This is a genomic window from Mycobacterium neumannii, from assembly GCF_002245615.1.
GTDB classification, from domain to species: Bacteria; Actinomycetota; Actinomycetes; order Mycobacteriales; family Mycobacteriaceae; genus Mycobacterium; species Mycobacterium neumannii_A.
In genome coordinates this window covers 225,527-250,880 of the sequence record NZ_NKCO01000002.1, presented here as the reverse complement: position 1 = coordinate 250,880, position 25,354 = coordinate 225,527, and the positions used below count along the sequence as shown (strand labels likewise).

17 protein-coding genes and 2 tRNA genes are annotated in these 25,354 nt (G+C 67.0%); 8 read left to right on the top strand and 11 right to left on the bottom strand.

Going from position 1 to position 25,354, the window contains the following annotated elements; translation table 11 throughout:
• Positions 1-1,551: a carboxyl transferase domain-containing protein gene (locus CEX88_RS03865; RefSeq protein ID WP_066840727.1), complete on the bottom strand. Its 1,551-nt coding sequence runs from the start codon at positions 1,549-1,551 to the stop codon at positions 1-3.
• A gap of 91 nt (positions 1,552-1,642) precedes the next feature.
• Between CEX88_RS03865 and CEX88_RS03860 the strand changes: the two genes are divergently transcribed.
• A complete protein-coding gene (locus CEX88_RS03860; RefSeq protein ID WP_066840729.1) occupies positions 1,643-2,275 on the top strand; it encodes an SACE_7040 family transcriptional regulator in 633 nt (210 codons plus the stop codon).
• A gap of 27 nt (positions 2,276-2,302) precedes the next feature.
• Here CEX88_RS03860 and CEX88_RS25995 read toward each other — a convergent pair whose 3' ends face one another.
• The 3 genes from CEX88_RS25995 to CEX88_RS03845 all read right to left on the bottom strand — a co-directional run bounded on the left by CEX88_RS25995 (position 2,303) and on the right by CEX88_RS03845 (position 4,634).
• Positions 2,303-2,458 carry a DUF6131 family protein gene (locus CEX88_RS25995; protein WP_094286318.1) on the bottom strand — a complete coding sequence of 52 codons (156 nt, stop codon included), beginning with the start codon at positions 2,456-2,458 and terminating at the stop codon, positions 2,303-2,305.
• Positions 2,459-2,491: 33 nt separating this feature from the next.
• On the bottom strand, positions 2,492-2,701 hold the full coding sequence (locus tag CEX88_RS03850) for a hypothetical protein (protein ID WP_064396951.1): 210 nt from the start codon (positions 2,699-2,701) through the stop codon (positions 2,492-2,494).
• A 91-nt stretch (positions 2,702-2,792) separates the two neighbouring features.
• Complete coding sequence (locus tag CEX88_RS03845) at positions 2,793-4,634, bottom strand: alpha/beta hydrolase family protein (RefSeq protein ID WP_094292459.1); 1,842 nt, start codon at positions 4,632-4,634, stop codon at positions 2,793-2,795.
• A gap of 125 nt (positions 4,635-4,759) precedes the next feature.
• On the opposite strand from CEX88_RS03845, the gene CEX88_RS03840 reads away from it, so the two are divergent.
• A complete protein-coding gene (locus tag CEX88_RS03840) occupies positions 4,760-5,554 on the top strand; it encodes an MmpS family transport accessory protein (protein ID WP_068200935.1) in 795 nt (264 codons plus the stop codon).
• On the opposite strand, the gene CEX88_RS03835 is transcribed toward CEX88_RS03840, so the two are convergent.
• The gene (locus CEX88_RS03835; RefSeq protein ID WP_068200937.1) at positions 5,551-6,861 is read right to left on the bottom strand and encodes an MFS transporter; all 1,311 of its coding nucleotides are present in this window, start codon (positions 6,859-6,861) and stop codon (positions 5,551-5,553) included. The genes CEX88_RS03840 and CEX88_RS03835 overlap by 4 nt on opposite strands.
• Positions 6,862-6,887: 26 nt before the next feature.
• Here CEX88_RS03835 and cmrA point away from each other — a divergent pair, with 26 nt between their 5' ends.
• Entirely contained in the window at positions 6,888-7,694 is an 807-nt protein-coding gene (gene cmrA / locus CEX88_RS03830; RefSeq protein WP_064426220.1) for a mycolate reductase, read from the top strand.
• A gap of 80 nt (positions 7,695-7,774) precedes the next feature.
• On the opposite strand, the gene CEX88_RS03825 is transcribed toward cmrA, so the two are convergent.
• Positions 7,775-9,382 (bottom strand): helicase HerA-like domain-containing protein, encoded by a 1,608-nt coding sequence (locus CEX88_RS03825; RefSeq protein ID WP_094292458.1) that lies wholly within the window; start codon positions 9,380-9,382, stop codon positions 7,775-7,777.
• Between the two features lie 83 nt (positions 9,383-9,465).
• Here CEX88_RS03825 and orn point away from each other — a divergent pair, with 83 nt between their 5' ends.
• Positions 9,466-10,113: an oligoribonuclease gene (gene orn, locus CEX88_RS03820; protein WP_066840825.1), complete on the top strand. Its 648-nt coding sequence runs from the start codon at positions 9,466-9,468 to the stop codon at positions 10,111-10,113.
• 41 nt (positions 10,114-10,154) lie between these two features.
• Positions 10,155-10,230 (top strand) — tRNA-His (locus tag CEX88_RS03815).
• Positions 10,231-10,408: 178 nt separating this feature from the next.
• Here CEX88_RS03815 and CEX88_RS03810 read toward each other — a convergent pair.
• Positions 10,409-11,626 (bottom strand): L,D-transpeptidase, encoded by a 1,218-nt coding sequence (locus CEX88_RS03810; RefSeq protein ID WP_066840750.1) that lies wholly within the window; start codon positions 11,624-11,626, stop codon positions 10,409-10,411.
• Positions 11,627-11,785: 159 nt separating this feature from the next.
• Between CEX88_RS03810 and CEX88_RS03805 the strand changes: the two genes are divergently transcribed.
• Positions 11,786-11,858: transfer RNA gene (locus tag CEX88_RS03805), tRNA-Lys, on the top strand.
• A 520-nt stretch (positions 11,859-12,378) separates the two neighbouring features.
• Here the strand turns inward: CEX88_RS03805 and CEX88_RS03800 are convergent.
• Positions 12,379-12,606: a DUF3618 domain-containing protein gene (locus CEX88_RS03800; protein ID WP_064397418.1), complete on the bottom strand. Its 228-nt coding sequence runs from the start codon at positions 12,604-12,606 to the stop codon at positions 12,379-12,381.
• 110 nt (positions 12,607-12,716) lie between these two features.
• On the opposite strand from CEX88_RS03800, the gene bcp reads away from it, so the two are divergent.
• Both bcp and CEX88_RS03790 read left to right on the top strand, forming a co-directional pair.
• Entirely contained in the window at positions 12,717-13,190 is a 474-nt protein-coding gene (gene bcp, locus CEX88_RS03795) for a thioredoxin-dependent thiol peroxidase (protein WP_094292457.1), read from the top strand.
• A 46-nt stretch (positions 13,191-13,236) separates the two neighbouring features.
• The gene (locus CEX88_RS03790; protein WP_066840752.1) at positions 13,237-13,677 is read left to right on the top strand and encodes a nitroreductase family deazaflavin-dependent oxidoreductase; all 441 of its coding nucleotides are present in this window, start codon (positions 13,237-13,239) and stop codon (positions 13,675-13,677) included.
• 64 nt (positions 13,678-13,741) lie between these two features.
• Here the strand turns inward: CEX88_RS03790 and CEX88_RS03785 are convergent, their stop codons facing one another.
• The 3 genes from CEX88_RS03785 to CEX88_RS03775 form a co-directional block, all read right to left on the bottom strand.
• On the bottom strand, positions 13,742-15,088 hold the full coding sequence (locus CEX88_RS03785) for a dipeptidase (RefSeq protein WP_094292456.1): 1,347 nt from the start codon (positions 15,086-15,088) through the stop codon (positions 13,742-13,744).
• A gap of 124 nt (positions 15,089-15,212) precedes the next feature.
• On the bottom strand, positions 15,213-15,605 hold the full coding sequence (gene acpS, locus CEX88_RS03780) for a holo-ACP synthase AcpS (RefSeq protein ID WP_064396968.1): 393 nt from the start codon (positions 15,603-15,605) through the stop codon (positions 15,213-15,215).
• A 43-nt stretch (positions 15,606-15,648) separates the two neighbouring features.
• Positions 15,649-24,900 (bottom strand): type I polyketide synthase, encoded by a 9,252-nt coding sequence (locus CEX88_RS03775; protein ID WP_094292455.1) that lies wholly within the window; start codon positions 24,898-24,900, stop codon positions 15,649-15,651.
• Positions 24,901-25,354 lie beyond the last annotated feature (454 nt).

Sequence of the window (25,354 nt, the reverse complement as noted above, 5' to 3'; positions counted from 1 at the left end):
TCACATCCGGAACACGCCGTAGGAGATGGACTCGAGCGGTGCCTGACCGACCGCCGAGAGTGCCAGTCCGAGAACCGTTCTAGTGTCGGCGGGGTCGATCACCCCGTCATCCCACAGCCGGGCCGTCGAATAGTACGGATTGCCCTGGTGCTCGTACTGCGCGCGTATCGGCGCCTTGAAGTTCTCCTCCTCCTCGGCGGTCATCTCGCCGCGCACGGTCGCCAGCACCGATGCGGCCTGCTCGCCGCCCATCACCGAGATGCGGGCGTTGGGCCACATCCACAGGAACCGCGGCGAATACGCGCGCCCGCACATCGAGTAGTTGCCCGCCCCGTAGGAGCCGCCGATGACCACGGTCAGCTTCGGCACCCGCGCGCAGGCCACCGCGGTGACCATCTTCGCGCCGTGTTTGGCGATACCGCCTGCCTCGTAGTCGCGGCCGACCATGAACCCGGAGATGTTCTGCAGGAACACCAGAGGGGTGTTGCGCTTATCGCACAGCTCGATGAAATGGGCTCCCTTGAGCGCTGATTCGCCGAACAGCACGCCGTTGTTGGCGATGATGCCGACCGGATGTCCGTGGATTCGGGCGAATCCGGTGACCAGGGTGCTGCCGTATTCGGCCTTGAACTCGGCGAATTCACCACCGTCGACGATGCGGGTGACGACCTCGTGTACGTCGTAGGGAACGCGCGAGTCCACCGGCACCACGTCGTAGAGTTCGTGTTGATCGGCCACCGGGTCCACGGTCGGCCGAACATCCCAGGGCAGCGGCTCACGGGGGCCGAGCGTGGCGACGATGCGCCGCACGATGCGCAGGGCGTCGCGGTCGTCGTGCGCCAAATGGTCTGTCACGCCGGAGGTTTTCGAATGCAGGTCGCCCCCGCCTAGTTCCTCAGCGGTGACCACCTCGCCCGTCGCCGCCTTCACCAACGGTGGGCCGCCGAGGAAGATCGTGCCCTGGTTGCGCACGATCACGGCTTCGTCGCTCATCGCGGGCACGTACGCGCCACCGGCGGTGCAGGATCCGAGCACCGCGGCGATCTGCGCAATCCCCTGGGCGCTCAGGTTGGCTTGGTTGTAGAAGATGCGGCCGAAATGATCGCGATCGGGGAACACCTCGTCCTGTCGCGGCAGGAACGCGCCGCCGGAGTCGACGAGATAGATGCACGGCAGCCGGTTCTGGCCCGCGACTTCCTGGGCCCGCAGGTGCTTCTTGACCGTGATCGGATAGTAGGTGCCGCCCTTGACGGTCGCGTCGTTGGCGACGATCACACATTCGCGTCCCGACACGCGACCGATTCCGGTGATCATGCCGGCACCGGGACACTCGTCGTCGTACATGCCGTCGGCGGCAAGCGGCGACAGTTCGAGGAACGGGCTGCCCGGGTCCAGCAGGCCGTCGACGCGGTCGCGCGGCAACAGCTTGCCGCGGCTGACGTGACGCTCGCGGGCGCGCTCTGAACCCCCGAGGGCCGCCGCGGCGAGCTTGGAACGCAATTCGTCGACCAGCGCGAGGTGCTCCTCGCGATGTGAAGGCCGCGATGCCATCGGAAAACCCGTTCGTTGAGTTAATGACGAATAACTGGTGGTATGTTAGTCAAGATTAACTCCAGATGTCTACAGGCGGGCGGGAGGCGCGGTGTCTTCAACTCCGATCCCCGAGGTGCCCGCGGCCACCAGACGCAGCAAGGCGAAGTCGGATCGGCGATCCCAGTTGATCGCCGCGGCCGAACGCCTAGTTGCGGAACGCGGCTACCTGGCGGTGCGACTGGAGGATATCGGCGCCGCGGCCGGTGTCAGCGGTCCGGCGATCTATCGGCACTTCCCGAATAAGGAAGCGTTGCTGGTCGAGTTGCTGGTCGGGATCAGCACCCGCCTGCTGGCCGGCGCCACCGAGGTCGTCGCACGCGCCGACGATCCCGCGTCGGCGCTGGAGGGCCTGATCGACTTCCATCTGGACTTCGCCCTCGGGGAGTCCGACCTGATCCGCATCCAGGATCGCGATCTCGCGAATCTGCCCCCCACAGCCAAACGTCAGGTGCGTCGCGCGCAACGGCAGTACGTCGAGATCTGGGTCGATGTGCTTCGGCGGTTGGACGAGTCGCTGGCGGAGGCCGATGCCCGGTTGATGGCCCACGCGACGTTCGGGCTGTTGAACTCCACGCCACACGCCCTCAAGCCGAGCGCCACAAAAACGGCCGAGGCCAGACCGCGATCCGTCTTGAAAGCGATGACGGTCGCGGCGCTGACCTCGGCCGCGCGGGACGCTTAAGCGCCTAGCCCGTTAGTGCCGGGCGCGTTAGTACCAGGCGCGTCTGCCTCCGACGGGACGGCCCATGGACCCCAGAATCCAGAACACCGCTCCGATGACCATGAGGATGATGCCGATGGTCCAGAGGATGTTGATTCCGAAGATCAGTCCGAGGATGAGGAGAATCGCTCCGAGGATGATCATTAGCATTCCTTTCGAATTGGCAAGTGCCAGTTGTCACTGGCTGGGTTCTGGCAGGTTGCAGGCTTCAACCGTGGGGTTGACGCCCGCGTAGTTCAGCGGACCGGCCACCACTGTCAAAGCGATGCTTCCCGCTGTCGCGCAATTGGTTTCACTGGTTTCGAAATAGCCGCGCTGGTAGGCGGCGAAGGCACCGATCAGCAACCAGACGAGCACCAAAACGCCGAGAATTCCGCCACCTCGCATGCTGCGCCTCCTTTGTCGCGCCGGATCGACGCGTGCGAAGCGTTTACCCGGCAGACAATTTCGGTAAACGTGGCTACGGAGAACGATTCGGTTACGGATTCGGATTCGGGCTGAATGCGGCAATCAGCCACTCGCGCATGGCTTTGACCAGTACGGCGCGATTCTCGCGCCGGTCGATCTCGTGTCCGTCGTCGTCGAACATCAGCAGTTCCACTTTTCGGTTAAGTGCCTGCAGCGCGTCGAACATTTGCTGAGATTCGGTGGGGGGCACATTGGTGTCGTTGGCGCCGTGCACCAACAGCAACGGCGCGGTCATGGCATCGACACGTTGTAACGGCGATAGCTGCTCGAGCAGTTCGCGGTCGCCGATCGGGTGGCCGTACTTCGGATATGCCGCGGCGGCGATCCATGGTTCGGTGTTGCGGTACCAGGTGTTGAGATCGCTCATTCCGCAGATGCTGATTCCGGCGGCGAACCGGTCGGGGTGGAAGGTGAGCGCCGCCTGGGTTAGGTAGCCACCGTAGGACCATCCGCAACATGCGATCCGGTCGGCCGGAGCGACCTCACGCTCGACCAGGTAGTCGACCGCGTCGGCGACGTCGTCGATCGCGGCGAACCGTCGCTCCTTGTCGTCGGCGTGCATGAAGGTTCTGCCGAACCCGCCCGAGCCGCGGACGTTGGGCAGGAACACGCTGATGCCCTCTTCGAGCAACGCGGGGAAGAACTCGTTGTAACCGGGCCTCCCCTGCCCCTCCGGCCCGCCGTGCAGAAACAGCATCGCGCCGATCACCGGAACTCCGTCGCGCGGCCGAAAGAGCCACCCGGTGAATTCCATGCCGTCGCGTGCGGTGACCCGTTCCAGCGTCGGGTCCGGCGACACCGGTCCGGAGCTGGGCTCGCGGTCGACGATCTCCCACTCCCGAGTACGCGGGTCGACCAGTTCGACGGTCGGCGGGGTGGACGGGCCTTCGACGGTCATGGCCAGCATCGAGCCACCGGCACTGATGCTCAACTGGGTGGCCACCATCCCCGGCAACGGGATCGGCGGCTGCAGTGTGTGGTCGGTGCGTTCCATGATCTGTAACTCGCTGGCACCGTGGATGTTCCAGAGAACGGCCACGGTCGACAGATCGTCACTCACGGTGAACTCGTCGAGTTCATAGCCGGGACGTTCGGCGATGACCTGGTAGGCCACGCCGTCGGCGGTGACCGTCACCTCGAGAAGTCGCGCATGCTCGGTGCCGTTCTCGCTGCGGATCAGGGCCCGGACATAGCCTTCGGTGCTGTCGGCGTCGTAGGTACTCGCCGGCTGGTAGAGCTTGGTCAGCTCGCCCTCCAGGCCGGCGCGCAATCGGCGTGCGTAGTGGTCGTCGAGGATGATGCCGGTGTCGGTCGTCGACCCTGGATCGTATGGCAGCAGCGCGGTTTCGGTGCGTCCGCGCAGCATGATGAGATCGCGGTAACCGCGCGGTCCGACGCGCACGAGCGCGGCGCCTGCCCAGGCGTCGACCAGACGGCCGCTCGAGCGGCGGTCCAGCACGGTGGTGCGGCCGGTGGCCGGGTCGATCAGGCAGGAGCTACCGACGCCGTCTTCGCCGGTGAGGATCGCCGCCACCAGGGTGCCGTCCCAGGCAATCAGTTCGGCGGTGCCCTCGGGCGCCCCTGGCGTCCACGAGTCGATGCGGCGGGCGTCGCGGTCATCGGGATCGGTTGTCACGACCCAGATCTGGGTTCGGGTGCTGCCCTCCGGAGCGACTTCACAAGCCAGCCAATGGCCGTCGGCCGAATGCAGTACACGCGTCACCGGGCCTTCGACCGGCAGCTCGACGTCTCGCGACGAGCTTGCCCGCCAGCCGCGCAGGAAACGCTGCACTGCGCGCGGAAAGCCACCGTCGTCGACCAGATGTGCGAACGCGGTGGCGTCCGGCGACATGGATGCGCCATAGACTCTGCGAACCTGCTCTCCCACCGGACCAATTGTGCCTACCCGGGCAAGTCCAGTGACGACCTGCGCCTGTTGGGCGGTCGCACAGGTACCCTCGCACGCATGAGGTGGGTATGACCGGTACACCACAGCCCGGCCGCGACGAGCAGTCGGGTTACGGCCGCGGGGAGCAACCGCAGGGCTACGGCTATTCCGGATACAGCGATCCGGCATACGCCAGCCAGGCGTACGGCCCCACCTATCAGGCACCGCCCGATCCCGCTCCGACTCAGCATCTGCCGACGTACGGCGCGTATGGGTACGAGACCTACGGTTCGAACCAGTACGGGGCGCCCTACCCGTCGGGCGATCCGCCCCCGCCGCCCGAGGACCCGAAGTCACCCCGCTGGTTGTGGGTCGCCGCGGGTATCGCGGTGCTGACCGTGCTCGGCCTGGTGATCGCGTTGGTCGTCGTCAACAGTTCGCAACAGCAGACGGTCGTCGCGCCGCCCCCGATGCAAGAGCCCGACTTCAACACGCCGAATCCGACACCGGCGCCGCGCCCGACCGTTCCGCGCACGACGCGGCCCACGGTGCCCACGGTCCCCACGGTGCCCAGCACGCCCGGCGCACCCGGTGCCCCTGGTACGACGACTCCTGGCGTCACCCAGACCGTCGTTTACGTCGTCAGCGGTTCCGGGCGCGCGATCAACATCACCTACGTCGACACCGGCGGTCTGCTGCAGACCGAGTTCAACGTGATGCTGCCCTGGAGCAAGGAAGTGGAGTTGTCCGAGTCGGCGGCGGCGACGGCGAGCATCAGCATCATCAACGTCGGCCGCGAGGTGAACTGTTCGATCTCCGTCGACGGTTCGGTGGTGCAGAAGCGCACGGGGGCCGGCCTGACCATCTGCACGGCCAGCGGTTAGGCGGGCGCACGCCGCGGAACCCGCACGGCGAGCATCGCGATCAGGCCGGCGGCGAGGACCACGACCAGCCCACCCATCCCCGCTCGGTCGGTGCCGAAGACGGCGATGAAGACCGAGAACAGCATGGGCGCAAGGTAGGAAACAGCGCGGCCGGTGGTGGTGTAGAGCCCGAACGCGACGCCCTCCTTACCCTCGGCGGACATGCGCAGCATCAGCGTCCGCGCCGCGGACAGCGTCGGCCCGATGAACAAACAGAGCAGCAGTCCGCAGATCCAGAACGCCAGGACCCCGTTCAGCGACATCAAGATGAGGCCGACCGCGATCATCCCGCTCAGCGCGACGACGATGACGGGTTTGGCCCCGAACCGGTCGTCGAGAAATCCGCCGCCGACCGCGCCGAGGGCGGCGACGGTGCTGGCGCACACCCCGAACAGCAGCACATCGGCCTCGGACACGCCGTAGACCCGCACGCCCAGTACCGCCCCGAACGCGAAGATCCCGGTCAGTCCGTCGCGGAACACCGCGCTGGCCAGCAGGTAGTACACCACGTTGTGGTCACGTCGCCATTCGCTGCGGATGTCGGCCCACAACTTGCGGTACCCGCCGATGAACCCGACGGCCTGCCGTTGGTCCAGCGGGTCGGGTTCGGCGCTGGGTCCGGCGATCAGCACCGGCAGAGCGAACAGCCCGAACCAGACGGCCGTGAAAACCATGGCGGCCCTGACGTTTCCGCCGTCCTCGACCGGCAGACCGAACAAACCGCCGTCGCCGGTGATGAACCCGAAGTACACGACCAACAGCAGGGTGACACTGCCGAAATAGCCCAGGCCGAGCCCGAATCCGGAGATCTGGCCGGAGGTCTGCGGAGTCGACAGTTGGCGCAGCATCGCGTTGTAGGGCACGGTGGCGAGCTCGTTGCACGCCGACGCGCAACCCAGGAGCACCAGACCCAGCGCCAGGTAGCGGTAGTCGTCGCGAACTGAGCTCATCGAGGCGATCAGGACGACCGCCAACGCGCTGAGCACGGCTAGCACGCGGCGCCGTCGCCACGGGGCGTCGACCCACACTCCCGTCACCGGAGCCAGCAGCGCGACGACCACGCCGGCCGCGCCCAGCGACCAGCCCAGCCAGCTGGTGGCGCTGGTGCCGCCGGGCAGGTCGTCACCGACGGCATTGGTCAGGTAGATCGAGAACACGAAGGTCACGACCACCGCGTTCAATCCGGTCGCGCCGAAATCCCACAGCGCCCAGGAGATGATCTGGCGGCGAGCCGCCCGAGGGGCGCCGGAATCGGGTGGGTGGCTCATGGTCCGCCCACGATATAGTCCGGCGCATGCCAGTACCCGCACCCAGCGCCGACGCCCGCGCCGTGGTCACCGGCGCGTCCCAGAACATCGGCGAATCGCTGGCCACCGAACTCGCGGCCCGCGGACATCACCTGATCATCACTGCGCGCCGCGAGGAGGTGCTGCGGGCGCTTGCCGACCGCCTGGTGCAGCAGTACGGCGTGACGGTGGAGGTGCGACCCGTCGATCTGGCCGACCCCACGGAGCGCACGAAGCTGTGCGACGAGTTGGCGACTCGCAACATCTCGATTCTGTGCGCAAACGCGGGCACCGCGACGTTCGGCCCGGTGTCGTCGCTGGATCCGGCGGACGAGAAGGCGCAGGTCCAACTCAACGTGTTGGGCGTGCACGACCTCGTGCTCGCCGTCCTGCCGGGAATGGTGCAGCGCAAGGCCGGCGGGATCCTCATCTCCGGCTCCGCGGCGGGCAATTCACCGATTCCCAACAACGCGACCTATGCCGCGAGCAAGGCGTTCGTCAACACGTTCAGCGAGTCGCTGCGCGGCGAGCTCAAGAAGGACGGGGTGCACGTGACGTTGTTGGCGCCGGGGCCCGTGCGCGAGGCGCTGCCGGACCCCGACGAGCAGTCGCTGGTGGAGAAGGTGATTCCGGACTTTCTGTGGATCTCCACGCAGTACACCGCCAAGCAGTCGTTGGATGCGTTGGAGCGCAACAAGATGCGCGTCGTCCCCGGCGTGACGTCGAAGGCGATGTCGGTTGCGGCGGGGTACACGCCGCGCGCGATCGTGACGCCGATCGTCGGCGCCGTCTACAAGAAGCTCGGCGGCAGCTGAGCGTTCTCCTGCCGCCGCGAACCTGCATTCCGGCAGGGCCCTTCTCGCACTTTCGCTGCGGGAATGCAGTTTCGGCGCCACTAGCGACGACGACGGCTGCGCCTGCGCCCGGTGCCGAAGATGCTGCGGGTGATCTCGCGGCCGATCACCGTGCCCGCCGAGCGCATCGCGCTCTTGAAAGCCGGACTGCTGACGACCTTCTCCACCATCGACGGCTCTGCGGTGTCGCGAGACTTGACCTGACCCGAGGCGCTGGCCCCACCGCCCTGCGGCACCGGAGGCAGCTGCGGCGGTAAGGCGTCAGGCGCGGCGGGGGGCTCCTCCGGCGGGGCCAACCGCGCGTTGAGCCGCTCGTAAGCGGACTCCCGGTCGATGGTCTGGCCGTATTCAGCCTGCAGCGCACTGGCTTTCGCGGCGGCGGTGATTGCTTCTGGACCGATGGTGTCCATCAGCGATCGCGGGGCTCGCATCCGGGTCCATGCCACTGGTGTCGGCGCGCCCTTCTCCGACAACACGGTGACGATCGCCTCGCCGATACCCAGCGACGTCAAGGCCGACTTCAGGTCGTAGACATCGGTTTTGGGATATGTGCGCACCGTCTTCGACAGAGCCTTCTCGTCGTCGGGTGTGAATGCGCGCAGCGCGTGCTGAATACGCGCACCCAACTGGGACAGGACGTCGTTGGGCACGTCAGTGGGCAACTGCGTGCAGAAGAACACCCCGACCCCCTTGGACCGGATCAGCTTGACCGTCTGCTCGACCTGTTCGAGGAACGCCTTGGACGCGTCAGAGAACAGCAGGTGCGCCTCGTCAAAGAAGAAGACCAGTTTCGGCTTGTCGAGGTCGCCGACCTCCGGAAGCGTCGCGAACAGGTCGGCAAGCACCCACATCAGGAAGGTGGAGAACATCACCGGACGGGCGGCCTGGCTGCCGAGCTCGAGCAGCGTGATGATGCCGCGGCCCTGCTGGTCGACCCGCAGCAGGTCCTCGGGCTCGAGCTCGGGCTCGCCGAAGAACGTGTCGCCGCCGTCGGCCTCGAGATTGATCAGCGCCCGCAGGATCACCCCCGCGGTCGTGGTGGACACCGCGCCGAGCGCCTTGAGCTCGGGCTTGCCCTCGTCGCTGGTGAGGTATTGGATCACCGCGCGCAGGTCCTTGAGGTCCAGCAGCGAAAGCCCCTGCTTGTCGGCCCAGTGGAAGATCAGGCCCAAGGTCGACTCCTGCGTGGCGTTCAGCCCGAGCACCTTCGACAGCAGGATCGGGCCGAAACTGGAAATGGTCGCGCGCACGGGCACCCCGATACCGGTGGTGCCCAGCGACAGGAACTCGACGGGATACGCCGTCGGCGCCCAGTCGTCACCGGTGTCGGCGGCCCGCGCGGTGACGTTCTCGTTGGCCTCGCCGGGTCGCGACAGCCCCGAGAGGTCGCCCTTGACGTCGGCCATCACACACGGCACCCCCGCGGCCGAAAGCTGTTCGGCGAGCACCTGCAGCGATTTCGTCTTGCCGGTACCGGTGGCGCCGGCGATCAGGCCGTGGCGGTTGACGGTGGCCAGTGGGATGCGAACCTGCGCGGTCGGATCACAGGTGCCGTCGACGACGACGGAGCCAAGCTCCAGCGCGGCCCCTTCGGCGGCGTAACCTGCGGCGATCTTCTGTGCGGGGGTGGGCGTGGACTCACTGGCCATGGCTGGCACCCTAACGCCCGCGACGCACCCGACGGACGGGGTGCAACGGGCCGCATGCAGCGGCAAGGCTTAATGTGAGCGTCGTGCGTGACGAACTGGTGTGGATCGACTGCGAGATGACGGGCCTGGATCTCAAGACCGACCGGCTCATCGAAATCGCGGTGCTGGTGACAGACGCTGACCTCAACATTCTCGGCGACGGCATCGACGTCGTCATCCACACCGACGACGAAGCGTTGGCGTCGATGATCCCGGTGGTCACCGAGATGCATACTCGCTCGGGGCTGATCGACGAGGTCAAGGCGTCGACCGTCACCGTGCCCGAGGCCGAGGAGCTGGTCCTCGACTACATCCGCACCCACGTCAAACAGGCCAAGACGGCGCCGCTGGCGGGCAACTCGATCGCCACCGACCGCGGCTTCATCGCCCGCGACATGCCCAAGCTCGACGACTACCTGCACTACCGGATGATCGACGTGAGCTCGATCAAGGAGTTGTGCAGGCGCTGGTATCCCCGCATCTACTTCGGGCAGCCCGAGAAGGGCCTCGCGCACCGTGCGCTGGCCGACATCCACGAGTCGATCCGTGAGCTGCAGTACTACCGCCGCACCGCGTTCGTGGCCCCACCCGGGCCGTCGACCAGCGATATCGCGGCCGTGGCCCAAGAATTGGGGCCGCCGAACGAGAGCGCCGACGACATCGATTCGGCCGCCGAGCGTTCGAGCGGTTAGTATCGACGTCGCCGCCGTGCCCACCAGGGTTCGCGGCGATGGTGGCTGTAGTTCAGTTGGTAGAGCACCAGGTTGTGATCCTGGATGTCGCGGGTTCGAGTCCCGTCAGCCACCCCAATGAGTCAGGGAGCGAATCTTCGCTCCCTGACTCTTTTTTCGACCGTCGGCAGGGGGTATGGCGCCGATCCGTGAGCCGATGGCGAAATTCCGGGCGCATTTCGGCTCAGGTGTCACTTTCGGGGCGGCGCTGAGGGGCTTTCGGCGCTGACGCGCTGCGCCCTGTCAGCTGCTCACGTCAGAGGTTGGCGTTGCCGGCCTTCCACTGATCCCACGGGATGTTCCAGTCCCCGAGACCGTCGGTGCCCGGCAGCGTCGACCCGACGGTGTTGACGATCTCAACGACGTCTCCGCGCTTGGAGTTGTCGTGGAACCACCGCCCATTGCTCGTGCTGACGTTGATGCACCCATGGCTGACGTTGCTGTAGCCCTGACTGCCCACCGACCACGGCGCGGCGTGGACGTAGATGCCGCTGTAGGAGATCTGGGTGGCCCAATCCACCTCTGTGCGATACCCGTTGGCGGAGTTGACCGGAACTCCGTAAGTCGAAGAGTCCATCACCATGTGTGAGCGCCGGTCCCCGACGATGTAGACGCCGTTGTTGGTGGGCGTGCTGTTCTTGCCCATCGACACCGGCATGGTCTTGATCACCTCGCCGTTGCGCTTGACCGTCAGCGTCTTCGTGCTGTCGTCGATGCTGGTGATGACCTCATCGCCGATCGTGAAGCTCGTGCTGACGTTCTCCTGACCGAAAAGGCCGTCTCCGAGGTCGACGCCGTAGGTGTTCACCGCGACGTCGACCTTCGTGCCGGGCTTCCAGTAGTTCGCGGGCCGCCACCGCACCTCTTGGTTGCTCAGCCAGTAGAACGCGCCCTCGACCGGAGGATCGGTCTTGATCTTGATGGCCTTCTGCGCGGCCACCCGGTTGGTGATGCTCTCGTCGAACCGAACGGCGACCGGTTGTCCGACTCCGACCACCTCACCGTTGTTGGGCAGCACATACGGCATGGTCAGGTTCTCGGGCGAATGGGTTTCGAAAGCCATCCGCCGGGTGGTGGCGCCGCCGAGCCCTAGCGATTCGGCCGTGAGCGTGTAGCGCTTGTTGTAGCCGAGTGGCTCGGTGGTCGACCAGGTCAGCCCGTCCGGGCTCAAGACCCCCGCGACCGACTTGCCGGACTCGTTCACCATGGTGACCGATTCGAGCACGCCGTCCTCCGCGCTGATGGTCACCGGCGAGTCCACACTGACGCCCACGGCACCGTCGGTAACCGATGCGGTCAGCTTCGGGACGAGCAGGTCTCCGAACGGAGTTCCCTTGTCGTCGATCACCTGGGGCTGCTGCGGCGCCGAGTTACCGCCGCATGCCGACAACGCGAGTGCCATGGCGGGGATCAGCGCAACGGTCACCAACCATGCACGTCGACGCGGACGGGCCACTGAACGGACTCGCCACATTGCTTACTCCACCTCACAACCAGGGACTACGGGATCGATGATTCTTGGCAACAGTCTAAGGGCAAAATCGAGTACGGGTTGCGACGCGGACATCGTCGAGGCGACGTCGGGGCCGGAGATTTCGTCCTGCACAGCAAGTCCTGTTATTGTCGCACCCGCGCGCCGTTAGCTCAGTTGGTAGAGCAGCTGACTCTTAATCAGCGGGTCCGGGGTTCGAAACCCTGACGGCGCACAAGCTTCGATTGAGTGCGACCGTGACAGTGCGTCACGGTCGCGTTCTTCTTTCCCACGCGGTGACGCGCGCAAACGTCCACGGCGACGTTGCCGGATCACGGTTGCGCAAATCTTGGACATCAATCTGCTGTCGTGTGCGAGATGTGTGCTGCGGACTACATAACGTGGCTTATGGAGACGAAGATCTCACCATCTATGCCGTTGCGGAGATGCTGTCCCCCTGGACTTTGTACGGTTCAAGCTGCGATAAAAGAAGTCAGTCTGCTACAGTCACGTTAGCTGACCTACGAGAAGCACAAAAGCAGCAAAAAGCCGGAAGGAATAAGGGACTTAGCTGATGGCGCAGCCTGGCGGTTCATTTGCGGCAGACGGAGCGGGCGCGGGTGCGTCCCCCGAAGTAACTGCCCAGATTCCGGTCGCTGTGTACAGCTGCAACCGGCTCGGCCGGGTCGCCAATCCCCCTGGTTTCTCGTTCTCCGACCTGTTCCGCACGCCGCGACGGCGCTGAGAGCGTTCGCTCAGTTCTGCCGAATCCGGCGCACGACGAGCACGAGCGCAACGACTCCGACGCCGGCAAGAGACACCGCGACTGCGGGTTTCGTCACAAATCGGATTGCCGCCGACTTGGCGTCGTCGAGCAATCGACTGGGGTTGGCACGCTCGGCGAGGGTGTCCACCGTCGCCGCGAGTTGCTCCCGAGCCTGGTCGATGTCCTGCTTGATGGTCTCGGGATCGCGGTCTGCCACGTGCGCCTCCAAGCCGTCCAAGTCGGTGCTCCCAGATGGAGCCTGCCGATCTACCCTAGAGCAGCCCGCGCTCGCTGTAGCGCACCGGTCGACAGAAGGGATGCCCGCGCATGCCACAGACTCCGCGACTCGAGGTCGGCGACAAAGCCCCTGCATTCAGCCTGCCCGACGCCGACGGCAACACCGTCAAGCTGTCCGACTTCAATGGCCGCAAGGTCATCGTGTACTTCTATCCGGCGGCCTCGACCCCCGGCTGCACCAAACAGGCCTGCGATTTCCGCGACAACCTCCACGAACTCAGCGATGCCGGCCTCGATGTCATCGGCATCTCACCGGACAAGCCGGAGAAGCTGGCCAAGTTCCGCGACAAGGAGAAGCTGACCTTCCCGCTGCTGTCCGATCCGGATCGTGAAGTGCTCACCGCGTGGGGTGCGTTCGGGGAAAAGACGATGTACGGCAAGACCGTTCAGGGTGTGATCCGGTCGACGTTCGTCGTCGACGAGAAGGGCAAGATCGAGGTCGCCCAGTACAACGTGCGCGCCACCGGGCACGTCGCCAAACTACGACGCGACCTGTCCGTTTGAGCTGTTCTGGTCAAGAAGTCGTATCGGCGCAGCAATACTCCTCACCATGAATTCCCTCGTCGAGAAGGCGCTCTTCGGATACATGCGGTTTCACGACAAGGTGTACCAGAAGACCCACGGCTGGATTGGCCACCGGATGATGTGGATTCCTAGCCTGCTGTTGCATACAGTCGGCGCCAAGACGGGCGAGCCGCGCACAGCATCGCTGGCATACGGCCGCGACGGTGAGGACTATCTGGTGACGGCGTCCAACGGCGGGGCTCCGCGGTCGCCGGGCTGGTATTACAACTTGAAGGCTCACCCTGACGTGGAAATCAACGTGGGCCCAAAGCGTTTCGGCGCTACAGCTCGGTCGGTCCTACCAAGTGATCCTGCATACGACCGGCTATGGAAGATCGTCAACGAAGTCAACAAGGGCACGTACGCCGAGTACCAAAAACGCACTTCCCGCCCGATCCCCATCGTGGTACTCACGCCCAAGCAATAAAGCGGCCACGGCGTCCGCTCGGGTGCGCATCCACCTGGTGCGCGCCACCGGGCACGTCGCCAAGCTACGACGCGACCTGTCCCTCTGAGCCCAGGTTCGCCAGCAACAGGGCCTCGGACACGGCGGCGCGTTCCAGCACACCGAGGTGCAGGCTCTCGTTGACGCTGTGCGCCTGTGTCGCAGGGTCTTCCACGCCGGTCACCAAGATCTTCGCCGACGGGAATGCGTCGGCGAACTCGGCGATGAACGGGATCGAACCGCCGACGCCGGTATGGACGGGCTCGGTGCCCCACGCCTCCCGGAAGGCCGCTCGGGCAGCGTCGTAGACCGGGCCGGTGGCGTCGATGGCGTACGGCTGCCCGTGGTCACCCCGGGTGACGGTTACCTGGGCACCCCACGGGGCGTGCTGCTCGAGATGGCGGGTCAACGCCTCAATGTGCTGTTCCACGTCTGCACCCGGCGCGATACGCATGCTGACCTTGGCCCGTGCTCGCGGGATCAAGGTGTTGGACGACTTGTCGATCGGCGTCGTGTCGATCCCGATGATGGTGATCGCCGGTTTGGCCCACAACCGCTGCGGCACTGAGCCCGAACCGATCTCGGACACGCCCGCCAGCAAGCCGGTCTCCTCGCGGACACGCTCGGGTGGGAAGTCGACGTCGGCGGCCACACCCTCGTGCAGGTCGTTCACCGCGACGTTGCCGTCGTCGTCGTACAGGCTGGCCAACAACCGCACCAGCACGCTGACCGCGTCGGGCACGACCCCACCCCACAGTCCGGAGTGAAGGCCGTGGTCGAGCGTTGCGACCTCGACGACACAGTCGACGAGCCCGCGCAGCGACACCGTCAGCGACGGCACCTCAGTGCTCCAGTTGTCGGAGTCGGCGATGACGATCACGTCGGAGGCCAGGGTGTCGTGGTGCGCGGCCAGCAGTCGCGACAGTGACGGGGACCCCGACTCCTCCTCCCCTTCGACGAAGACGGTGACGCCGACAGGTGGGTTGCCGCCGTGCGCGCGGAAGGCCGCCAGATGTGTTGCGATGCCTGCCTTGTCGTCGGCAGTGCCTCGACCGTAGAGGCGTCCGTCGCGCTCGGTCGGTTCGAACGGCGGCGAAATCCACTGCGCCGGATCGCCTTCGGGTTGCACATCGTGGTGGGCGTACAACAACACCGTCGGCGCTCCCGCCGGTGCGGGATGGCGCGCGATGACCGCGGGCGCACCGCCCTCGCTGACGATCTGCACATCACCGAAACCGGCGTCGGTCAACAGCTTCGCCACCGCGTCAGCGCTGCGTTGCACCTCGCCGCGCCGCGCCGGGTCCGCCCACACCGATTCTATGCGCACCAGATCTTCCAGATCGCGCCGAATCTCCGGCAACACCTCACGCACCCGCTGCAACAGATCGCTCATGGCGACGACACTAGCGGGTCAGTCATTCACCGCGAGCGACCGCGAAGTGTCGCAAATCCGCGGCGTGTCGTGTGCAGACACGGTCGCTCGCCTACTGGGGTGTGGGCCCTCGCGGGAGGTCGGGTTAGCGCTCTTCGAGGATGGCGACCGCGGCGGCGGTACCCGCCTCGTGGGTCAACGACAGGTGGATCGTCACATCCTTCAGGTGCTCGGCGATCGCGCCGGACAACCGAACCTTGGGCCTGCCCCACATGTCGGTGATGACCTCGATGTCGCGGTGGATGCCTTCGGGCAGCACCGGCCGCTTGGAGAATCGCGACCCCGACCACGCCTTGATGACGGCCTCCTTGGCCGCCCAGCGCGCTGCCAGATGGCGGGCCGCCGACGAACTCTTGTCGGCGGCGTCGCGCCGCTCACCGGGGGTGAACGTCTCGGCGAAGACCGTCCCGGGCTGGTCGACCTGTTCGGCGAACTCGGGAATGGAGACCAGGTCGATCCCCACCCCGACTATCGCCATGGGCCGAACGCTATCTCATACCCTTCGCTCGTCGCGCAAGCGCTCATCGCCCGCTTCCGCCGGGGACATACACGTCGTCGTCGCCGAGCCGCGATGCCGGATCGAGAAGCATGTCGGCTTCCTGCCGCTTCTCGGGGGCGTCGTGGCCGAACCGGCGGTCGGCCGGCTTCTCGTACAGCGACTTGCCGCCGGCGATCGCCGATGCCAGCCGGTGCTGGCCTGCCAGCACGCGGGCATCCGCACGCTGCTTGTAGTCCGCGCGCTGCTCGGGGGTCAGCGCGGCCAGGAACGCCTGCGGATGCACCAGCGCGATCAGGCCGGACACGTGGCCGAAGCCCAGGCTGGTGATCAACCCCGCCTTCAGCGGGAACGAGCCGCCGAGGTGCAGGGTCTCCCGCAGCCACACCATGTGCGCGGACCCGGCGAGCTCGTCGTCGACGCAGTCCAGGCTGCGGTTCGGCGGAATGACGCCGTCGCGCAGGATCTGGCACAGCCCCATCATCTGGAACGCTGCGGCGCCGCCCTTCGAGTGACCGGTCAGGCTCTTCTGCGACACCACGAACAGCGGTGCGCCGTCGGAGCGGCCCAGCGCGTCGGCGAGCCTCTCGTGCAGCTCGGTCTCGTTGGGATCGTTGGCCAACGTCGACGTGTCGTGCTTAGACACCACCGCGATGTCGTCGGGTCCGACGCCGAGCTCGGCCAGCGAGTTCGCCAGCTGCGACTTGCGACCGCCGCGGCCTGCGGCCAACGCACCCAGACCGGGCGCCGGAATCGAGGTGTGCACACCGTCGCCGAACGACGACACGTAGCCCACCACCGCGAGCACGGGCAGCCCCATCTTGAGCGCGAGATCACCACGGGCCAGCAGGATCGTCCCGCCGCCTTGGCCCTCGACGAACCCGAGCCGACGACGATCGTTGGCACGGGAGAACTTCGAGTCGCTGATCCCCCTGGCCCGCATCATCGCGGTGTCCGCGGTCGCGGCCATGTCACCGAACCCGATGACCGCCTCGAGAGTCGTGTCGTCGTACCCGCCGGCGACCACGAACTCGGCCTTGCCCAGCTTGATCTTGTCGACACCCTCCTCGACCGAGATGGCCGCCGTCGCGCAGGCCCCGACCGGGTGGATCATCGCCCCGTAGCTGCCGACATAGCTCTGGACGACGTGTCCGGCGATGACGTTCGGCAGGACCTCCTGCAGGATGTCGTTCGGTTTGTTCCGGCCCAGCAGGTTGCCGTGGTACATCGTCTGCATCGACGTCATCCCGCCCATGCCGGTGCCCTGTGTGCTGGCCACCAGGCTCGGGTGCACCCAGCGCATCAGTTCGCTCGGGCTGAAGCCCGCCGACAGGAACGCGTCGACAGTGGTGACGAGGTTCCAGATCGCCAACCGGTCAATGGAGTTCATCATCTCCTGGCTGACGCCGTACACCATCGGGTCGAACCCGGTCGGGATCTGCGCGCCCACTGTGCGGGACAGCTTGACCTTCCGAGGGACCCGTACCTCGGTGCCCGCTTTACGGGTCACCTGCCAGTCGCCGCTGTCGGGTACGGGTGCGATCACGGTGTGCTCAGGATCGAACTTCAGGAATCCGCGGGCCTCGGCCTCCGACGACACGACGAATGTGAAGTCCTTGTCGAGGAAGACCGAAACCAGAAGCGGCGACGCGTGATCGGGGTCGATCGCTCCATCGTCCACCCATTCGCGAATGCCGACCCGCTCGACCACGGCGTCGTGGTAGCGCTCCACCAGCTCACCCTCGTCGACCAGGTCACCGGTTTCGGTGTCGTACCAGCCCGGCGTGGGATCGTCCTCCCACTTCACCAGCCCGGTCGTCCACGCCAGCTCCAGGACGCCGGCGGCCGACAGCTCGTTCTCGACCTCCATCTCGAAACGGGTGCGCGAGGAACCGTACGGCCCGAGTTCGGCGCCGCCGACGATCACCACCATGTCGGCGGGATCGACGTCGAGGTCGGCCCACTCGGGTGCCGGCGCGGACTTGTAACCGCGTGGCGGTGACGGCAGGGCACGCACGGTGCCCTCGGGATCCGTGTCCTCGGTGTGGCTTTCGGACACCATCTCTTCGCGGGCCTTGGCGGCCAGCTCGGCCATGTCGATGTCGACATCGGCCAGCCCGCCGGTGAAGTCCGCCTGTAGCGGCTCACGCGCCGCGGCGACCTTGGCCTCGATGTCACACAGCCCGAGCAGCATGCTCGCCATCTCGTCGGTGGTGAACGTGCGCACTCCGGCCTCTTCGACCGCACCGACGATCGCGTCGTTGTGGCCCATCAGGCCCGTGCCCTTGGTCCAGCCGATTAGCGCATGCGCAAGCGAAACCCGCTGCGCCCACGATGATTCGGACTTCCACCGCGAGACCAGCGCATCGAGCGAGGACTTCGCCTCGCCGTAGGCGCCGTCGCCGCCGAACATGCCGCGGTTCGGCGAACCGGGCAGCACGACGTGCAGGCGTGCGGCGATATCGCGCTCGGCGCCGATGTGGGACAGACCGGCAATCAACCGCTGCACGGCCCACAACAGCACCTTCATCTCCATCTCGGCGCGCGACCCGGCATCGGACAGGTCGCCCGCCACCCGCGGAGCGGCGAACGGGAACAGCAACGTCGGGGTCTGGGCATCCTTGAGGTGGATCGACTGCGGCCCAAGGCTTTCGGTCTGCTCGGTACCGACCCACTGAACCAGCGCGTCGATGTCGGTGTAGGACGCCATGTTGGCGGGCACCACCCACAGCTTCGCGTTCCAGCGGGCGTGGTCGCGGTAGAGCGACCGGTAGAACGCCAGCCTGTTGTCGTCGAGCTTGGACGTCGTCGCGATGACGGTGGCACCGCCGTCGAGCAACTGCGCGACCACCGACGCCGCGATCGAGCCCTTGGACGCGCCGGTGACGACGGCGACCTCGTGGTGGTAGCGGCCGGTGCCCGGATTCTCGGCACCCGCGGCCGCGCGGCCGTACAGCGAGGCGTGGATGTTACGACCCGCCGCCAGCGCCTTACCCTGCCACCAGGTGGCCTGCGTCCCGACCACGTGGCCTGCGCCCTCGAAGCGTTCCGAGAGTCGCTGCCAGTCCTTGTCGATCTCGTCCTCGTCGTACAACCACAACCGAGCCAGATCCTCGCGGGCGCTGGCCCAGCGGTCGTCGAAGAGCACCGCCTTGCGACCGTCGAACACGGGCGCCACCAGTCGCGGCCAGTCCGAACCCAGTTCGGCGGTGACCAGATCGATCAGTTCGGCGTCGGTGGCCTCCGGCACCGGGACCGGGGTGTCCAGGCCGAGCTGGCCCAGGATCATCCGCGCCGCCGAGGCGAGCACGCCATCCGGACCGGTGACCCGTTCGGCGAACTCGGTCAGCGCGGCGGAATCCACCACGCCTCCACTGCTTCCCGCGGCCGACGGCAGAGACACCGCCACACCCCGGCGGACCGCCACCGAGGCGACCGCGCTGTCGATGACCTTGTCGACGGTGGCGGCGTCGGCCAGGGCCCCGTCGTGCAGGCCACCCAGCTCACCACCGCGCACGCTGGTCCCCTCCCGGGTGCCCAGCGCCACCTCGACGGTGACGTGCTTGATCCAGCCCGGGCCCAGCTCCCAGGTCTTGGTGACCCGCTCGCCGATGTAGGCCGGACGCTTACCGGACGGCCCGAAGACGGTACGCAGCTGGTCGTTGACCGCGTCGGAGAGCACGGGGCCGAACGGCTTGTAGGTCCTGGCCAGCTTGGTGACCTGCCCCTTCAACGCGGCCAGGTCGGCTTCGCCCGCACCGTCGATGGCGCCGAGGTTGAGCTCGGAGCCGAGGTCGACCAGCAGCTGGTTACGCCGCGAGGACGCACCGTCGGTGATCGACTCGATGGAGTCCAGCGGTTCGATCTGGTCGATGCGCATCTTGGCCGACAGCGCGATCAACGCCATGGTGGCGTCGGAGGCGTCGAACGTCAGGTCGTCCGGACGCGGAGCGCCCGCGGGCGCGACAGACGGCGAAGGAGCGCCCGCGGGCGCAGCCGGCGCGGGGGCGGCCGGTGCGGCCGTCTCGACGGGCGCGGCGGCTTCGGCCGCGGGAGCCGGGGCCGGTGTGTCCTCGAGTTCGGGCTCGGGGTCGGTGTCGGTGGCGAACAGCACCGCAGCGTCGCGCTCCGAGTTCAGCACTTCGGTTGTGCTGTGTGAATACTCGGGAAGCTTGAGCGTGTTGGCGGCCAGCCCGGCGACCGTCGGCGCGGACTTCACACCGATCTCGACGAAGCGCTCGATCCCCAGACCGCCCGCGGCTTCCTCGATGAACAACAGGTCCTGCGTCTCGATCCACCGCACCGGGCTGGCGAACTGCCACGCCAGCAACTCGATGACGATCTTGCGGCACAGCTCGCGCGGCTTCTCGTTACGCCAGGTGTCGTAGTCGGCGAGGATCTCGTCGAGCGGCTCGGCAGGCACCAGATCCCGGATCTCCTCGATGAAGTCGCGATCGAGCGTGAACGGCCGCGGCACCAGGTTCGGGATGTACTTGCCGACAATCAGATCCGGATCCTGATCGCGCGGCATCACCCGCTCCAGGGAGCGGCGGAAGTCGGCCACGCCGACCCGCAGCACCGAGGAGTGGAACGGCACGTCAATGCCGGGCACCAGGATGAACGACCGCTTGCCGCCGCTGATCTCGCGGCGCCGCTCGACCTCCTCCTCCAGGGCCTCGAGGCCGCGCACCGTGCCGGCGATCGCGTACTGCGAGCCGCGCAGGTTGAAGTTCACGATTTCTAGAAACTCACCAGTGCGCTCGGAGATCTCGGCGACGAAAGCCTTGACGTCGGCATCGTCGAGGTCGATCTGCGACGGCCGGATTGCGGCGAGCCGGTAGTTCGACCGGCCGAGGTGGTCACGCGGCACGATGTCGTGCATCTTGCTGCCGCGGTGGAACACCACCTCGAGCAACGCCTCGAGCTCGTAGACGCCGCTGACGCACGCGAGCGCGGTGTACTCGCCGACGGAGTGACCGCAGGCGATCGCACCCTCGACGAACGCGCCCTGCTCGCGCATCTCGGCGACCTGGGCGGCGGCCACGGTCGCCATGGCGACCTGGGTGAACTGCGTCAAAAACAGCACACCGTCGGGATGGTGGTAGTGCACACCGCTGGCGATCAGGCTGGTCGGGTTGTCCCGCACCACGTGCAGCACCGAGAAGCCCAGCGTCTCGCGGGTGAACTTGTCGGCGGTGTCCCACACCTTGCGGGCCGCCTTGGACCGGGCCCGCACCTCCATGCCCATGCCCTTGTGCTGGATGCCCTGACCGGGGAACGCGTACACGGTCTTCGGCGCGGCCAACTGCGCCGTCGCCGACATCACGAGCTCACCGCCGACCTTGGCGCTGATCTCGAGAATCTCGGCGCCGCGGTCGATCCCGACGCGGTCGACGCGGAACTCGATGTCGTCGCCCGGCAGCACCATGCCGAGGAACCGCGACGTCCAGCCGACCACCCGAGCCGGCGGCGCGGGCCTGCCGTCGGTGGCGGCCACGACGTGCTGTGCCGCGGCCGACAGCCACATGCCGTGCACGATAGGCGATTTCAGCCCCGCGAGCAGCGCGGCGGCGCGGTCGGTGTGAATCGGGTTGTGGTCTCCTGACACGACGGCGAACGCGCTCATGTCGGTGGGTGCGGTGACTGTGACGTCCCGGCGGCGACGACGCTGGGTGTCGGTCGCGTTGTCGGTGATCGCACCGCCCGCGCGCGCCGGGTCGCCCAGTTCCGCAGCACCGGTGCGTCCGCGGATCGCGAAGCGTTCCTCGAGCTCGGCCAGCAGCGTGCCCTCGGCGTCGCGGATCTGCACCGACACGGGTACGACGCGGCCGTATTCGGTGTCGCTGGCCGCTGAAACCGTTGCGGTGACGGTCAATTCGGCCCGCTCCCTCGGCATCTGCGTCAGCAGGTGCGCAGCGTGGTCGAGGTGGACCAGGCTCAGCAGCCCTTCGACGACGGGGAAACCGTCGTCGGTGATCGCCGAGCCGATCGCCGCGAACACCGCGGGCCAGCAATAGCCGACGAGCGCGTCGGGCACCAGCGTCAGGCCCGGCGCCAGCGGCGCACCGAACGCGGCGGTCACCCCGGTGTGGTCGGCGACCCGTTCGGGGTCCCAATCCGCGGTCACCGTCGCGGTGTTGTCGTGCACCGGCGGCAGGGCGTCGGGCCCGTCCACACCGGCGGCGATGGCGAGCACGGAACGCATTGCGGCCGAGGCGTCTTCGACGGTGACGACAGGCATGCCGCCGTTGACGGTGCACGAGGGCAGCGTGAACGGGATGTCGATCCAGATGTCGGACAGCGGGACGCTCAGCGTCACACGCTCACCGCTGAGCTCGAGGCGGGCACCGGTGGACGGATGCGTCGCGTTGCGGTTCTCGTTGGCTTGCCACTCGTCGGGTGCACCGATCCGATGCACGGGGTTGATCGCGACGCGGCCGGCCCACAACACATCGGGCGAATCCAGCACCACCGCAAGCGGACCCGTGACGTCGGCGCGCGCCTGCCGGCGCGACACCACCTTCACGGGTTGGCCGTTGACGGCCACCGCCTCGTCGATGGCGGCCTGCTCGAAGCGGTCGAGCAGCTCACCGACCGGCTCGTCGACGCGGGTGATCCCCGCGACGGCCTGGGTACCGGGGATGATGCACACCTGGTCGGCGGTGTAGCGGGCGTCGTGGGCCTGCCACAGGGAGTCGCTGCGCCACCACCGACGCACGTCCTTGTCGATCACCGGGACGAAGTTGACCGGCTTACCCGGCTTCTTGCACAGCGTGACGAACCACGGCACGTCGGCGGGGTGCAGGCGCAGCGTCTCGGCCTCCGGGTAGCGCCCCGCCAGGGTCGCCATGGCGCGGGCCGGATCGTCCAGCAGCGCAGCGTCATTGAACAGTGTGAGGATGGGGCCGGAGTCCTGCGGGTGCAGTCGGGCTTCGGCACGGTGCAACATGTCGGCGAACCGCTCGCGCCAGGTGTCGGCCAGCCACGGGCTGTCGGCCAGTTTGGTGTCGGCGGTGCTGTCGTCGTTGCCGATCGCCAACTCGACGTAGCGCTGCAGCCACTGCAGGTAGGTCATCTCCCCGATGTCGCCGAAGTACGGCTTGCAGGTGGTGGCCATCGCCGCGATGATCTCGTCGCGCCGCTCGGCCACGGCCTCGGCGTCACCGGCGACCTCGTCGAGCAGCCGACCGCACCGCGATGCGGCGTTGTCGATCTCGTGGATGTCCGCACCGAGCTGGCTGCGGCTGGATGCCATGCCGCCCTGGGCTTTTCCGGCGCTGATCCAGTGATCGGTTCCGGTGGTCTCGACCAGCATCTGCTTGACGGCCGGAGACGTGGTGGCCTCCAGCGTCGCCATCGCCGCGGTCCCGACGAGGATGCCGTCGACCGGCATGGCCGGGAAGCCGTACTCGGTGGCCCAGCGTCCGGACAGGTACTCGGCCGCGCGCTCGGGGGTGCCGATGCCGCCACCGACGCAGACGGTGATGTTCGACAGCTTGCGCAGTTCGCCGTAGGTGCTCAGGAGCAGGTCGTCGAGGTCCTCCCACGAGTGGTGCCCCCCGGCGCGGCCACCCTCGATGTGGACGATGACGTCCTTGTTCGGCACCTCGGCGGCGATCTTGATGACCGATTTGATCTGGTCGACCGTGCCGGGCTTGAACACCACGTGCTTGATGCCGACGGTGTTCAGTTCGTCGATCAGCTCGACGGCTTCCTCGAGCTCGGGGATGCCCGCGGAGACGACGACACCGTCGATGGGCGCGCCCGACTGACGGGCCCGCTGCACCAGGCGCTTGCCCCCCAGCTGCAGTTTCCACAGGTAGGGATCGAGGAACAGCGAGTTGAACTGCACGGCGCGGCCGGGCTCGAGCAGCGTGGTCAGCTCGGCGATGCGGTCGGTGAAGATCTCCTCGGTGACCTGCCCGCCGCCGGCGAGCTCGGCCCAGTGCCCGGCATTGGCCGCGGCCGCGACGATCTTGGCGTCGACGGTCGTAGGGGTCATGCCCGCGAGCAGGATCGGCGAGCGACCGGTGAGGCGGGTGAACTTCGTCGAGAGCTTCACCGAACCGTCGGGCAGCTGCACGGTGGACGGCGCATAGCTCGACCACGCCGGCGGAACCTCGGGTTCAGCGCCGACCGTGAACAGGTTGCGCTGCCCCACCCGGGTGGCGGCGGGAACGATGCCCACGCCCAGCCCGCGGATGATCGGGGCGGTCAGCCGGGTCACGGTGTCGCTGGGGCCGAGGTCGACGATCCACTTCGCGCCCGCCTCGTGCAGCCGCTCGACCTCGGCGACCCAGTCGATCGGGCGAACGAAGATCGCCTCGGTCATCTCGTGGGCGAGATCGGGGTCGATGCCGCACTTGGCGGCCCACCCGTCGACCACCTCGACACCGTCTGCCAGCCGCGGCGTGTGGAAGCCGACCTCGACCTGTACGCCGTGGAAGACCGGGCTGAAGATGGCGCCACCGCGAACCTTGTTCTTGCGCTCGGCTTCTTCCTTCTCGGTGATCTTGGAGCAGTAGAGCTCGAAGCGCCCAAGCTGCTCGGGGGTGCCGGTGATGACGACCGAACGCCTGCCGTTGCGGATCGAGAGCACCGGCGGCAGCACCGTGCGCACATCCTGGGAGAACTCTTCGAGCAGTTCGGCGATGCGGTCGGGATCGACGTTGGTCACCGACACCATCGGCGACTTGTCGCCGCGGCCCACCATGCCGCGCCGACGGGACACCAGCGACCCGGCCGCGCCGACCAGCTGCAGCAGCGCCAGGAGTTCGGCGTCTTTGGCGCCGCGCGACCGCAGGGACTCGCAGGCCATGATCCCCTGCGAGTGCCCGGCCATCGCGACCGGCGGGGCGTCGTACAGATCCAGGCCCTGGCGGACGGCGGCGCGGATCGCGGCCATCTGCGCGAGCAGGATGCCCGGTCCGGAGATGGCCGCGGTGATGAGTTGCTTCGTCGCGGGCAGGGGCTCGTCGGCGGCCAGCGCGCGCACCCACTGCAGCGGCTCGAAACCGATTGGGCGCACCACGACCAGTTCGCGTGCGACGGGCTCGAGCAACAGCGCCGCCTCACCGACCACCTCGCTGAGTTCGGACTCGATGCCGGCCGAGCTGACCAACTCCTCGAGGTTCTCCAGCCACGAGCCGCCTTGACCGCCGAAGGCCACGGCATAGGGCTCGCCGGAGTTCAGCCGATCGACGAGGGCCTGATTACCGGAATGGGCCGCTCCCGCAGTGCGGTCGGTGGTCACCCGGTGCTGCTCGTTGATCGTCACGTCTCGTTATCTCCCTCTTGTCCCGCGTCATGCTCGTCGTCGGCTGTCGTCTCAGAAGCTCCGATGGCTCCCGGCTTCCTGCCGCGGCGCCACGCGATTCGGCGTCGAATCCGCTGGTCCGGTCGGGCGGTTCCGAGGCCTTCCGAGGTTGTGTCGTGACCTCGCCGAACCGCCTTCCGTGCACTCCAGCCGTACTAAGAGTGTCATAAGAAGCGCGCTTGATTTCGCACCCGAAATGGTTACTGACGGGTTCTACGCTCGGGTAACCAGCGGTTGGATAACGTGCACTTCGACACCGGCCGAAGGCATTCGGGACAAACGTCCTGCATGAAGGTGGTTACGGTCGAGTAGGCAGAAGTGCCCTGATCACGGCGGTTTCGTTATCAAATCGTTATAAAGAAATTTTCGACGTGTCTCACCAGCGGCGTCGCCGAGCTCAGACGAGACAGACGGG